The organism is Vibrio sp. K4 (assembly GCF_051122595.1).
GTDB lineage: Bacteria > Pseudomonadota > Gammaproteobacteria > Enterobacterales > Vibrionaceae > Vibrio > Vibrio owensii.
This window is the reverse complement of sequence record NZ_CP178577.1, coordinates 2,450,634-2,463,244: the sequence shown is the minus strand read 5'-3', so window position 1 is coordinate 2,463,244 and position 12,611 is coordinate 2,450,634. Positions and strand designations below refer to the sequence as shown.

The following is a 12,611-nucleotide window of genomic DNA, read 5'->3' as shown; positions in this document are numbered from 1 at the left end:
GCTCACAGTTTGAGTAAATGTAACAGAATGTTATCAAGCATTGAGCGTTGCTCACACTTAGCTTCAGCAAACTGTGTCATGCTGAATTTAGAAAGGATGAAGCGTTGCTAGGAGGGGAATATGGAAGCATTTGTTGCTCTGTTTCGAGCCTTGCTAAGTAGCGCCCGTGATTTGCTGCCGATTGTCCTTGTTATTACCTTCTTCCAACTTGTGGTGCTGCAAGAGCCACTTCCTAATCTGGTCTCGATTTTATTTGGCCTCTTACTGGTTATTCTGGGTTTAACCTTTTTCATTTTTGGCTTAGAGCTGGGTTTATTCCCGATTGGCGAAAACATGGCGCAAGCTTTTGCCAACAAAGGTAGCGTGTTTTGGCTGCTGATTTTCGCATTCTGTTTAGGCTTCGGGACAACCATTGCTGAACCGGCCTTAACGGCTGTAGCGGAAGAAGCTTCGGAGGTGGCGGCCGAGGGAGGGATGATCGCCAATACTGAGCAATCAATGGAGGAATACGCAGATGGCTTGCGCTTAACGGTTGCTTTGTCGGTGGGCGTGGCGATTGTATTAGGCGTGCTTCGGATTCTTAAAGGTTGGCCGATTCAATATATGATCATCGGTGGCTACATCGGCGTTGTGATCCTGACCGGATTTGCGCCGGAATCCATCATCGGTGTGGCTTACGATTCTGGCGGTGTGACGACTTCTACCATCACGGTGCCATTGGTGACTGCGCTTGGGGTTGGACTGGCGTCGGCGATTAAAGGTCGAAACCCCATGATTGATGGGTTTGGGCTTATCGCGTTTGCCTCTTTGTTGCCAATGATGTTTGTGATGGTTTACGGGATGGTGGTGGCATGATTTCCTTTGCGCATTTCATCGATACTTTTATCTCAACCATCAGTGATGTGGTTCCTATCGCGACCATTATTTTCGGTTTTCAGTTGGCAGTGCTGCGTCGTCCCGTATCGAACTTACCCAAAGTAATACTTGGCTTTGGTTACGTTATTTTAGGGTTATCGTTGTTTTTGCTTGGTTTGGAGATGGCGCTGTTTCCACTTGGCGAAACCATGGCGACGCAACTGACCGCACCTGATTTCCTTCGGGAGTTTAAAGTTTCAATTGGCCAAGCTTTAAGTTGGGTTGATTACTACTGGGTGTACATTTTTGCTTTCTTTATCGGTTTTAGCACTACGATTGCGGAGCCTTCTCTCATCGCGGTCGCCATCAAAGCCAATCAAGTGTCTGGCGGCAGTATTAGTGTCAATGGATTACGTGTGGCCGTCGCATTAGGTGTTGCGGTGGGTATTGCACTTGGAAGCTACCGGATTGTGGTGGGCGACCCGATTCATTACTACATCATCGCGGGTTACATTGTGGTGGTGATTCAAACCTTTTATGCGCCAAAGCTAATTGTGCCTTTGGCCTACGATTCCGGTGGTGTGACGACGTCGACGGTGACTGTTCCCTTGGTGACTGCTCTTGGCTTGGGGTTAGCGTCAACGGTTCCGGGACGAAACCCAATGATTGATGGCTTTGGTTTGATCGCCTTTGCCAGTTTATTCCCAATGATTTCTGTTATGGGCTACGCCCAAATCACCCAGTGGTTGAACAAAGAGACCGCGGAGGAGAAAGAAAATGCGCTTTAAATTGATTCTGGCCTTTGTTGAAGACAGCAAAACCGACAAAGTGCTTGATGCCGCACGTGATGCCGGTGCGACAGGTGCAACCGTAATCAACAATGCTCGGGGGCAAGGTTTAAACCAAAAACGAACCTTCTTTGGTCTGACTCTAGAAGTACAAAAAGACGTGTTGTTGTTTGTGGTTGAAGAACATTTATCGAGGCACATTTTGGAGACCATCAGTGAGGTCGGGGAGTTTGATCAAGAGTCTGGTCAAGGCATCGCAGTACAGATTGATGTGGAAGACGCAGTGGGCGTCGCGCACCAAGTAGAGAAACTGACCAAAGTAGTAGAGGACGAGTTATGAGCCATCATGAGTTGATTCGAGTTAGAGACGTAATGGCAGCGACCTACATCATTGTTGATGGGTTAATTACGGTCCATGAAGGGATAACCTTAGCAAGAAAGAGTGAAGTGAAAGCACTTGTGGTGAAAAAACGCGATGAGGATGATGAATACGGAATTGTATTAATGAACGATATCGCGAAAAAAGTGTTAGCGAAAAACCGCTCGCCACAACGAACCAATCTTTATGAAATCATGACCAAGCCTGCGCTTTCTGTCGATCCTAATATGAACGTGAAATATTGTGCGCGTTTATTTGAGCGCTTCGGTATTAGTCGTGCACCAGTGATTGAAAACGGTGAGGTTATTGGCATGGTGAGTTACAACAACATCGTGATTAACGGCATGGCACGAGAAGAGTTATAGGCGTGTTTGTTGTGAGGCTCACTCATAATTAGGGCAAGAAGGTTTCTCAGGTGAGCGACATTTAGCAAACCCCATTCGAATTGCTTATCTATGCCATTGCATATCCGCAATCTGAGGCTTATTCTTTGAGAATTAAAGAAATAATTGAGGATGTCATGTCATGCCGCTAGTCGCTTGTCCTGTATGTGAGAAACAAATTTCAAAACGAGCTCATACCTGTCCAGGGTGCGGAGAACCCGACCCATTAAATCATTTAGCTAAGTCTAAGTTCCTATCGATGATCTTTTGGGCGGTGGTCTTGGTCGGTGCCGGTTACTTTGCGTGGTTCTACTTGGTGCCAATGTTGGTTGAAATGCTTCGTAACCACTAGTTTCTTACTTCGGTTGAGCTTCTATAAGAATGCCGTAGAATACCCTCATTACTTTTGAGGAGACGATGTCGTGAAATTATTTTTTGCCTCAGACTTGCACGGCTCTTTGCCTGCAACCGAAGAAACCATTCAGCTTTACTTAGCCTCTGGTGCCGATCATCTTATCTTGTTGGGTGATACGCTTAACCATGGGCCAAGAAACCCGGTTCCAGAAGGTTACAACCCTCCACAAGTAGCGGAGTTGCTTAACCAGTACAGTGAGCAGATCATTTCTGTGCGCGGTAACTGTGACAGCGAAGTAGACCAAATGCTGCTGAACTTCCCAATGATGACAGACTACGCTTGGCTGCTATTAGAATCAGGCAAGCGTGTGTTTCTCACTCATGGTCACTTGTACAACAGCGCGAAACGTCCACCACTGCGTGAAGGCGATATCATTGCTCATGGCCATACTCATGTCCCAGTGGCAGAGATGCAAGAAGGGGCGGTGATTTTCAATCCTGGTTCTATGACCTTCCCAAGAAACGGATTACCACGCAGTTATGGTTTGATGGAAGGCAATACGCTGACAGTGCAAACACCTGAAGGTGAAGTGCTGGCTCAGACTACGATTTAATGATCGAGTTATCGAATAAATCGTGAATTGGATAAAGAAGCAAGGGAGCCAATTGGCTCCCTATTTTGTATCTGAATGCCCCAAATCGCGCTCTGGATCGATGATGTCTCTTACGCGTTGTTTTAGGATTTTGGCTTCAGGGAAGCCTCCGTCTTTTTTACGTTCCCAAATCTGGACGCCATTGCAAAAAATCTCAAAACGGCCACCCGTATCAGGATGCAAGCTAACGGTTTCAATCTCTTCACTAAACGTGTGGAGCAATTCTTGTGATAGCCAAGATGAACGCAACATCCAATTGCACTGACGACAGTAGTGAATGTCTATGATGGCTTTATCCATTTCTTATTTCCTTTTTTTAAACACTAGAGCAGTAGCTTTATTCCCACCGCAAAGGTGAGGAGCTCAAACGCGATTTTGATAACTCGATTGCTGTACTTTGTCGCCGCCCATGCACCTAAGCTACCGCCTAAAAATGAACTCACTAATAAAACCGGTAACCAGGCCCAATGAATTGGCGCTCCGGCTTGCACCACTGCCACGCCACCAATACCGTTCCAAAACAAACCAACACAAATCATTGTGTAGGCCACCGCTTGCTTGTAGTCGTAGCCAAACCAACGAACAAGGAAGAGGGTAACAAGTAAGCCAGAACCTGCAGTCAACGAGCCATTCACTATACCAATGAACATCAAACCTAACCCGCCGACTATCCAGCCAAAGGTATTACGATGAGCTGGTATCTCTGTCTGACCTAGTTGTTTCTTAAAGCGAGAGTAAATTCCAAGAGCAAGGATCATCGCCCCGAGCATTTTCTCAGCGATGTTATCGGGAATTTGGACAATCAGGTTTGCGCCAACTACGACTCCAATGCTGCCCACCAGAATCAGATAAAGCGCGACTTTAGGTTTTATTGTGCCTGCTTTTAGGTGTGTACTCGCAGCACCAAGTCCAAGGGCAACGGAAGCGACTTTATGTGTTCCTAGTGCGACGGAGAAAGGCAAACCAAGAAAGATCAATAACGGAAATTGCAGCAACCCCGCGCCACCACCAGAGAGGGAAGCGAGCGTATTTGCGATAAGAGAACCAAAGAAGAGAGTGAGGGTATCTAGCCAGTCCATGTGCAAAATAAAAGGGGGCATCTTGCCCCCTTATCATCGAATCAAAATCAGTTTCTAAACAGTACCGTAGAACCGTGGTTCAGGCTAGTCAGTAGTAACGTTTTTTCGTTCACTACGTCAATGCGACGGCTTTGCTCTGCATCCAACTTAAAGATCTGTGTGATGAGACGAAGTTGTGACTCAGAGAAATCTTTAGATTGAGAAGCTGAAATATCTTTGAATTCAGCTGGTGAGACAAGCAAGTAGTTGTCACTCACTTCCCAACGGCCTTTTTCAGAAATATTGATCGTGGATTCTGTATTAGAACCTTGAGCAAACAGGCGAATGTTTGCCACGCGAATGTAATCGCCATTAGGCAAGTACTTCACATTCGATTCCACATTGACTTTACGTAGAGGACCAACTGTATCGTCTGGCAAGTTATCAGTGATCAGTGTCACCATGGTCGATTGCCATTCGTTTGATGTGAGAACCTGTTCTATTTTCAGGTCACTTCCCCAGTATAACCAACCACTAAAAAGGATTGATACGGCCAAAACCGCAGATGCTATTTTAATCTTCATTTCAGCCTCCTTTAATTGCAGATGTCTGTTGGGTCATTACGACCAGCGAAAATACGCAGCGTCACGTTCTCATACGAATGCTCGCTGTCGTGAATGTAGTTCAGTATCAGTTGGTTGTTTTGACCACCAGTTGCGATCACTTCTACCGGAGAGGACTCTTCTGCGTGGTGCTCCACGTAGCGTTTGATGCATTGCTCAATCGAAGGCATCCAATCGTTTAACTGAGGGTGGTTAACTGGTGTCATTACCGGAACGTTGTGGTATTCACCAATTTGACGGAATTGAGATTCCGCAGGGTTAGTCAGCATCAGTACACAAACAGGCAGCAAGACTGCAACTACAACTAAAATACGAAACAGCCAGTTTGCGTTCTTTTGTGATGGGGTCGTTTTAGGTTTTTCAACCGTCACTTCAGCTTCTGTTGTCTTGTCTACCGGAGTCTCAACCGCAGATTCTGCAAATTGCTCTAGGTCGACAACGGGTGCTTCGTTCTCTTCTTCTTGTTCATCAAGTTCAGAGATTGAATCAGAAGAAAGCGGGCTTAAGCGCTCAACCGTACTGATAAGTTGGTAGCCGCGTTTTGGCACGGTTTTTACGAATTCTGGTGATTTTGTTGAGTCCTTCAACATTTTACGCAGCGTCGAGATAGCCTGAGTTAGGCTTGAATCATCCACCTCAAAGCCTTGCTCACGCCAAACGAACTCGTGCAGCTCGTTACGCGTTATCACTTCGTTAGGTCTCTCTGCCAACATGAGGAGAATACGGCTTTCGTTGCTTCCTAATCGTACAACTTCGTTGCCATTTTGTTGGTCAGCGAGCGAATTACTATTTGGGTCAAAGACAAATCTTTGAGCAAGCAGAAATTTGGTGCCTATGTTAGTCATTTAGTTCTTCTTAGATGGATGATTCTGTAATTATAGTGATTTGCGTCACATAACAAGGCGTGCGCAAAAAGACATGTGCTACGTTTTAGATGCTTTTAGGGACGTAGGATAATTAAAATTTTCTAAAAAAACACCGTTTTTAGCAATATTGACCTTGAATTTACATTTGTCAGCCACATGTTAAATGACATCTTAGTAATGTCGCTTTTATGAGGCGGCGGTTAGGGCTTTGTCATTAAAAGTCTATTTAGTTTAGATGTTATGGAGCAAACATGAGCGAAACCGTATCTCAAAACAAAGAAACTCGTGGCTTTCAATCAGAAGTAAAACAACTACTTCACCTGATGATTCACTCTCTTTATTCCAACAAAGAGATTTTCCTACGTGAGTTGATCTCAAACGCGTCTGACGCATCAGATAAGCTTCGTTTCAAAGCGCTATCTACTCCAGATTTATACGAGGGTAATGCTGACCTTGGCGTTAAGCTAGCGTTTGATGAAAATGCTAACACATTAACCATCTCTGATAATGGCATCGGTATGAGCCGTGATGATGTGATTGAACATTTAGGTACGATCGCAAAATCAGGGACAGCAGAATTTTTCTCAAAGCTGTCGGATGAGCAGAGCAAAGACTCTCAACTTATCGGTCAGTTCGGTGTGGGTTTCTACTCTGCATTCATCGTTGCAGATGCCGTAACGGTTCGCACTCGTGCGGCTGGTCTTCCTGCTGAAGAAGCCGTTCAATGGCACTCAGCTGGCGAAGGTGATTACACCATCGAGACTATCACCAAAGACTCTCGTGGTACTGACATCGTGCTTCACATGCGTGAAGAGGGCAAAGAGTTCCTAAACGAATGGCGTCTACGTGATGTGATCAGCAAATACTCTGACCATATTGGGATCCCTGTTTCTATCCAAACTGCGGTTCGCGATGACGAAGGCAAAGAAACGGGTGAGAAGAAGTGGGAGCAAATCAACAAAGCTCAAGCACTTTGGACACGCAATAAATCCGATATCTCGGATGAAGAGTACCAAGAGTTCTACAAACACGTTTCTCATGATTTCGCTGATCCTCTTACTTGGAGTCACAACCGTGTAGAAGGTAAGAACGATTACACGAGCTTGCTTTACATCCCTGCGAAAGCACCATGGGACATGATGAACCGCGATCATAAATCAGGCCTAAAACTGTATGTACAACGCGTATTCATCATGGATGACGCTGAGCAGTTTATGCCTTCTTACTTGCGCTTTATTCGTGGTTTGATTGATTCAAACGATCTGCCTTTGAACGTATCACGCGAAATTCTGCAAGATAACAAGGTCACTCAGTCACTTCGCAACGCATGTACCAAGCGTGTACTTACTATGCTTGAGCGTATGGCGAAGAATGATGAAGAGAAATACCAATCATTCTGGAAAGAGTTCGGCCTTGTCATGAAGGAAGGCGTTGCAGAAGACATGGCAAACAAAGAGAAAGTTGCTGGTCTATTGCGCTTTGCGTCTACTGAAGTGGACTCTGCTGAACAAACCGTTGGTTTAGCTTCTTACATTGAACGCATGAAAGAAGGCCAAGATAAGATTTACTACCTAACGGCAGACAGCTACGCAGCTGCGAAGAACAGCCCGCACTTAGAGCAGTTCAAAGCGAAAGGCATCGAAGTTATCTTGATGTTTGATCGCATTGATGAGTGGTTGATGAACTACCTGACTGAGTTTGATGGTAAGCAGTTCCAATCGATCACTAAAGCAGGCTTAGACCTAAGTAAGTTTGAAGACGAAGCGGAAAAAGAAAAGCAGAAAGAAACAGAAGAAGAGTTCAAATCTGTTGTTGAGCGCACCCAGTCTTACCTAGGTGACCGAGTAAAAGAGGTTCGTACGACGTTCAAACTTGCGACTACGCCAGCCGTTGTCGTGACGGATGATTTCGAAATGGGCACGCAGATGGCGAAGCTTCTTGAAGCTGCTGGTCAAGCGGTGCCAGAAGTGAAGTACATCTTTGAAATCAACCCAGAGCATGAGCTAGTGAAGCGCATGGCGGACGAAGCGGATGAAGAAGCATTCGGACGTTGGGTAGAGGTGCTACTAGGCCAAGCGATGTTAGCAGAGCGCGGTTCGATGGAAGATCCAACGCAATTTGTCGGTGCTATTAACAAGCTTTTGACTAAGGTTTAATAACCAAACATCAACAAAAAGCTCGCGAAATGCGAGCTTTTTGTTTGTAAACGCATAGATTCACACTTTGAGTGTTGAGTTAGTAATCAATAAAGCTCGAAAGCAGGCATCGCTAACATTCTTTAGTCTTAATCTGCTCATTGCGCAGTGAACCTGTGTTAGAATCGCAACACTTGAATGTGAGTAATAAGGCGTGTATTTTGGCTCGCCTAAACGTTATACCGAAACTTATCGTTGTGAGCACTTCGTAGGGTTAATGACCTAGAAGTCCAGTTATTGTGAGCTTCGGTATAAATCTTAAATATTAAAGAGGATAAATCATGCGCATCATTCTTCTAGGTGCTCCAGGTGCAGGTAAAGGCACACAAGCAAACTTCATCATGGATAAATACGGTATTCCACAAATCTCTACTGGTGATATGCTTCGTGCTGCTATCAAAGCAGGTACAGAACTTGGCAAACAAGCTAAAGCTGTTATCGACGCTGGTCAGCTAGTTTCTGATGAAATCATCCTTGGCCTAATCAAAGAGCGTATCGCTCAAGACGATTGCGAAAAAGGTTTCCTACTAGATGGTTTCCCACGCACTATCCCTCAGGCTGATGGCCTAAAAGAAATGGGCGTTGACGTAGATTACGTTATCGAATTCGACGTAGCTGACGACGTGATCGTTGAGCGTATGGCGGGTCGTCGTGCTCACCTTCCTTCAGGTCGTACTTACCACGTTGTTTACAACCCACCTAAAGTGGAAGGTAAAGATGACGTTACTGGTGAAGACCTTGTTGTTCGTGATGACGACAAAGAAGAAACTGTACGTGCACGTCTAGGTGTTTACCACGAGCAAACTGCTCCGCTTATCAACTACTACGGTAAAGAAGCTGAAGCAGGCAACACTAAGTACCTTAAATTCGACGGTACTAAGCAAGTTGCAGAAGTAAGCGCAGATATTGAGAAAGCGCTAGCATAATTTGCTAACGGCAAAATTTAATATTTTGATATATTTAAAAGCGACCCTCGGGTCGCTTTTTTATTTAGCCTGAAAGTACGCTGAACCATTTGGTTCGATGCGCCGTACAAACCAAGCCGTTTACCATGAATAGGATGTTATGAAAAACAACAATAATAAACAGGGCGTGTTACTGGTTAACTTAGGTACGCCTGATGAGCCAACCGCACCGGCCGTTAAACGCTTTCTAAGTCAGTTTCTTCATGATCACCGTGTCGTTGATATGACGCGTTGGCTTTGGTGTCCAATTCTTCACGGTGTCATTCTACCAATCCGCTCTCCAAAAGTAGCCAAGCTTTATCAATCGGTATGGATGGAAGAGGGCTCACCTTTGATGGTGTATTCAAAACGACAAGCTCAGAAGCTTGCTGTAGCTCTCGATATGCCTGTTGAGTTGGGCATGACTTATGGCAACCCAAGTCTGCAATCAGGCTTTGAAGCGTTGCAAGCTCAAGGCGTAGAAGAAGTGATTGTATTGCCGCTTTACCCGCAATACTCAGGCACTACGACTGCGGCTGTTTCTGATGGCATGACGAAAGCATTCAAAAACATACCAGTAATGCCAGAGTTTAGCTTTATCCGCGACTACCACAATCATCCAAAGTACATCGCTGCACTTGCTCAATCAGTTCGTGAACATTGGGCTGAACATGGTCAAGGCGATTACCTACTTTGCTCGTACCATGGTATCCCTAAGCGCTACGCAGACAACGGAGATATCTATCCTAAGCATTGTGCAGAGACAACACGCTTGCTTGGAGAAGCGCTAGGTTTGAGTGACGACCAGATCGGCATGACTTACCAGTCTCGCTTTGGTCGAGAAGAGTGGCTACAACCATACACGGACAAGACGTTAGAAGTGCTACCAAGTAAGGGCAAGAAGAAGCTCAACGTGCTGACTCCTGCGTTCTCTGCAGACTGTTTAGAAACGCTAGAAGAGATCTCAGAAGAGTGCCGAGAGATTTACCTAGAAGCAGGGGGCGAGAGCTTCAGCTACATTCCATGTCTGAATGATAACGATGACCACATCGAGATGATGGTAGAGTTAGTTCGCTCTAAGCTGTAACCGTTGATTCGAACGCGTCTTAAAGTGGCGCGGATAAAAGACAACAAAAAGGGTCGCGATTGCGACCCTTTGTTTTTATTTGCACTTTATATTAAGCGATTTGAGTTTGTTGCTCTTCAATCTGTTCCGCTGTGCTGTGCGTGTTTTCAGCGCCATGCATCCAACGAACGAGTGTGTTAGAGAACAACAGTAGAATCACACCAGAGACAGTCGCTGTTACTGCAATACCGCTGAAGATTGCTAGTGCGCCTAGTTCACCTACGTGAGAGCCAACATAACCAGCAACGTAGTTTGCGATTGCGTTACAACCGAACCATGCACCCATCATTAGTGATGCAAGACGTAGCGGAGCTAGCTTAGTTACTAGAGATAGACCAATAGGAGATAGACACAGTTCACCCAACGTATGGAAGAAGAACGCGCCGACTAGCCATAGCATTGATGTTTTAACCGCAGTATCACCACCTTGCTCCATAACAGCACCAACCATACATAGGAAGCCTAGTGCTAGGAAGAACATCGCAAAAGCGAACTTCATTGGTGAGTTGGGTTCACGCTTACCCAGTTTCACCCATAGAACGGCTAATACAGGTGCAAGAGTAATAATGAAGAATGGGTTTAGTGATTGGAACCACGCAGCAGGAACTTCAAAGCCACCGATCATACGATCTGTGTATTGTTGCGTGTAGATGTTCATTAGACCGCCAGCCTGCTCGAAGCCTGCCCAGAAAACGATAGTAAACAGACTCATTACAAGGATAACCTTGATACGGTCGACTTCTTCTTTCGTTAGAGGCTCTTTTTTCGCAGATTTCTTAATTGCTAAGTCACGTTTAGCTGCTGGTACACGGCCAATGTCACCTAACCAAGATTGCGCCATAGTCATTTGCATCACAAGGCTGATGATCATACCAACACCAGCGGCAATGAAACCTGCTTTCCAACCAAATTCATTGGTTACTGAACCTGAAACGACACCAGCAAGTAGCGCACCTAGGTTGATACCCATATAGAAGATAGTGAATGCGCCATCACGACGGTTATCACCTTCGTTGTAAAGGTCACCAACCATGGTTGAAATGTTTGGCTTAAATAGACCATTACCACAGATAAGCAGAGCAAGACCTAGGTAGAAAGTGTGTAGAGAGCCAAGACCTAGTGCATCTGCTGGCATTGCTAGTGTGAACTGGCCAATAGCCATTAACGCACCACCAATCAGGATTGAACGGCGTTGACCCAAGTAGTTATCCGCAAGGTAACCACCGATAAGAGGCGTGATGTAGACAAGTCCAGTATAGATGCCGTAAAGGTCTAGGGCATCTTTAGTCGACCAGCCAAGACCACCATTCATTGTTGTGTCAGTTAAATACAGTACTAGAATGGCGCGCATTGCGTAGTAAGAAAAGCGTTCCCATAGTTCTGTACCGAACAGAAGGAACAAGCCACGTGGGTGACCAAAGTATTGATGTTGGTTTGACATAAGCTCTTCTAATAGTAGTTATTACATTTTTTAACGAAATCTACGTATACATGTCATTTTGATGACTTACAAACAATAAAATTTTATGTGACGATTCGTTTGCCTTATTAAATGATGGTTCTACGTTGATTTGGTGGGCTTTTCGTCGGTGAATTGGCCGTGTTACAAACTTACTTTTCATTTTTGTCTATAGACTTATTTTCTTAACCTTATGAAAAGGTGTAAGTTGTATGTGCAATATAAAGTGGCTTATTGATAGGTTGCTTGAATATCCATGACTCATCTTGGCCTTAATGCTAGGATGAAACAAAAACATAATTGGCTAGTAATAAAATGAAACGTTGGTATTTATTGTATTGTAAACGAGGAGAGCAAGTTAGGGCTAAGCAACACCTTGAAAACCAAGGCGTAGAGTGCTTTTACCCAACTTTCGAGGTCGAAAAGATCTTGCGAGGTAAGCGACAGAAAGTCGAAGAACCTTTGTTCCCTTGTTATGTTTTTGCCCGATTTGACTACGAACAGGGCCCTAATTTTACTTCAGTTCGCTCTACGCGAGGTGTAGTAGACTTTGTTCGTTTTGGCGCTCAGCCTAAAGAGATACAGGGCGATTTGGTGTATGAGCTCAAACAGCTTGATAAATGCGTAGACGAGCAGGCAAGTGATGAATGCATGCCTCAACCTGGCGATCAGGTTCGTGTGAAGAGCGGTCAGTTTGCGGGCATTGATGCCATCTTCCAAGAACAAGATGGTGAGAAACGTTCAATTATGCTGGTTCAGATGATCACCAAGCGTGTACCTGTCAGCATAGACAACAGCGATTTAGATTTAAAATAGTCTAATTTCATCAAACATAAAAAAGAGGTGCGAAAGCACCTCTATTTGATCGTATCTATTATGTCTTTCATAAAGGGCTGGTGGAGCCAACCCTTATTGATGTCGCTTAAAA

Annotated in this window: 15 protein-coding genes; 10 read left to right on the top strand and 5 right to left on the bottom strand. The window is 45.0% G+C overall.

Annotation, left to right across the window (positions count from 1 at the left end; genetic code table 11):
- The first annotated feature begins 120 nt into the window (after positions 1 to 120).
- The 6 genes from ACLIIY_RS10960 (at position 121) to yfcE (ending at position 3,373) form a co-directional block, all read left to right on the top strand.
- Positions 121 to 855 (top strand): DUF1538 domain-containing protein, encoded by a 735-nt coding sequence (locus tag ACLIIY_RS10960; RefSeq protein WP_005436927.1) that lies wholly within the window; start codon positions 121 to 123, stop codon positions 853 to 855.
- Positions 852 to 1,643: a DUF1538 domain-containing protein gene (locus ACLIIY_RS10955; RefSeq protein WP_009707231.1), complete on the top strand. Its 792-nt coding sequence runs from the start codon at positions 852 to 854 to the stop codon at positions 1,641 to 1,643. Before ACLIIY_RS10960 ends, ACLIIY_RS10955 begins: the two co-directional genes overlap by 4 nt.
- Complete coding sequence (locus ACLIIY_RS10950) at positions 1,633 to 1,983, top strand: P-II family nitrogen regulator (protein WP_005436932.1); 351 nt, start codon at positions 1,633 to 1,635, stop codon at positions 1,981 to 1,983. The genes ACLIIY_RS10955 and ACLIIY_RS10950 overlap by 11 nt, the downstream gene beginning before the upstream one ends.
- On the top strand, positions 1,980 to 2,387 hold the full coding sequence (locus tag ACLIIY_RS10945) for a CBS domain-containing protein (RefSeq protein ID WP_009707230.1): 408 nt from the start codon (positions 1,980 to 1,982) through the stop codon (positions 2,385 to 2,387). Before ACLIIY_RS10950 ends, ACLIIY_RS10945 begins: the two co-directional genes overlap by 4 nt.
- A gap of 160 nt (positions 2,388 to 2,547) precedes the next feature.
- Complete coding sequence (locus ACLIIY_RS10940; protein WP_009707229.1) at positions 2,548 to 2,757, top strand: hypothetical protein; 210 nt, start codon at positions 2,548 to 2,550, stop codon at positions 2,755 to 2,757.
- 70 nt (positions 2,758 to 2,827) lie between these two features.
- A complete protein-coding gene (yfcE, locus tag ACLIIY_RS10935; RefSeq protein ID WP_005436936.1) occupies positions 2,828 to 3,373 on the top strand; it encodes a phosphodiesterase in 546 nt (181 codons plus the stop codon).
- 60 nt (positions 3,374 to 3,433) lie between these two features.
- Here yfcE and ACLIIY_RS10930 read toward each other — a convergent pair whose 3' ends face one another.
- From ACLIIY_RS10930 to ACLIIY_RS10915, 4 genes are read right to left on the bottom strand one after another with little or no spacing between them, the layout of a single operon-like run.
- The gene (locus ACLIIY_RS10930; RefSeq protein WP_434527607.1) at positions 3,434 to 3,712 is read right to left on the bottom strand and encodes a SelT/SelW/SelH family protein; all 279 of its coding nucleotides are present in this window, start codon (positions 3,710 to 3,712) and stop codon (positions 3,434 to 3,436) included.
- Positions 3,713 to 3,735: 23 nt separating this feature from the next.
- Positions 3,736 to 4,491 (bottom strand): sulfite exporter TauE/SafE family protein, encoded by a 756-nt coding sequence (locus ACLIIY_RS10925; protein WP_434528550.1) that lies wholly within the window; start codon positions 4,489 to 4,491, stop codon positions 3,736 to 3,738.
- A 47-nt stretch (positions 4,492 to 4,538) separates the two neighbouring features.
- A complete protein-coding gene (gene toxS / locus ACLIIY_RS10920; RefSeq protein WP_009707226.1) occupies positions 4,539 to 5,054 on the bottom strand; it encodes a transmembrane regulator ToxS in 516 nt (171 codons plus the stop codon).
- An 11-nt stretch (positions 5,055 to 5,065) separates the two neighbouring features.
- Complete coding sequence (locus tag ACLIIY_RS10915; RefSeq protein ID WP_061010998.1) at positions 5,066 to 5,938, bottom strand: winged helix-turn-helix domain-containing protein; 873 nt, start codon at positions 5,936 to 5,938, stop codon at positions 5,066 to 5,068.
- Positions 5,939 to 6,210: 272 nt separating this feature from the next.
- Here ACLIIY_RS10915 and htpG point away from each other — a divergent pair, with 272 nt between their 5' ends.
- The 3 genes from htpG (at position 6,211) to hemH (ending at position 10,185) form a co-directional block, all read left to right on the top strand.
- The gene (gene htpG, locus ACLIIY_RS10910) at positions 6,211 to 8,115 is read left to right on the top strand and encodes a molecular chaperone HtpG (RefSeq protein WP_039842860.1); all 1,905 of its coding nucleotides are present in this window, start codon (positions 6,211 to 6,213) and stop codon (positions 8,113 to 8,115) included.
- A 320-nt stretch (positions 8,116 to 8,435) separates the two neighbouring features.
- The gene (gene adk, locus ACLIIY_RS10905) at positions 8,436 to 9,080 is read left to right on the top strand and encodes an adenylate kinase (protein ID WP_005425498.1); all 645 of its coding nucleotides are present in this window, start codon (positions 8,436 to 8,438) and stop codon (positions 9,078 to 9,080) included.
- Positions 9,081 to 9,219: 139 nt separating this feature from the next.
- Positions 9,220 to 10,185 carry a ferrochelatase gene (hemH, locus tag ACLIIY_RS10900; RefSeq protein WP_434527606.1) on the top strand — a complete coding sequence of 322 codons (966 nt, stop codon included), beginning with the start codon at positions 9,220 to 9,222 and terminating at the stop codon, positions 10,183 to 10,185.
- Positions 10,186 to 10,276: 91 nt separating this feature from the next.
- Here hemH and ACLIIY_RS10895 read toward each other — a convergent pair whose 3' ends face one another.
- The gene (locus ACLIIY_RS10895) at positions 10,277 to 11,665 is read right to left on the bottom strand and encodes a peptide MFS transporter (RefSeq protein ID WP_009707222.1); all 1,389 of its coding nucleotides are present in this window, start codon (positions 11,663 to 11,665) and stop codon (positions 10,277 to 10,279) included.
- A 333-nt stretch (positions 11,666 to 11,998) separates the two neighbouring features.
- On the opposite strand from ACLIIY_RS10895, the gene rfaH reads away from it, so the two are divergent.
- Complete coding sequence (rfaH, locus tag ACLIIY_RS10890) at positions 11,999 to 12,499, top strand: transcription/translation regulatory transformer protein RfaH (RefSeq protein WP_005436951.1); 501 nt, start codon at positions 11,999 to 12,001, stop codon at positions 12,497 to 12,499.
- Positions 12,500 to 12,611: the final 112 nt, after the last annotated feature.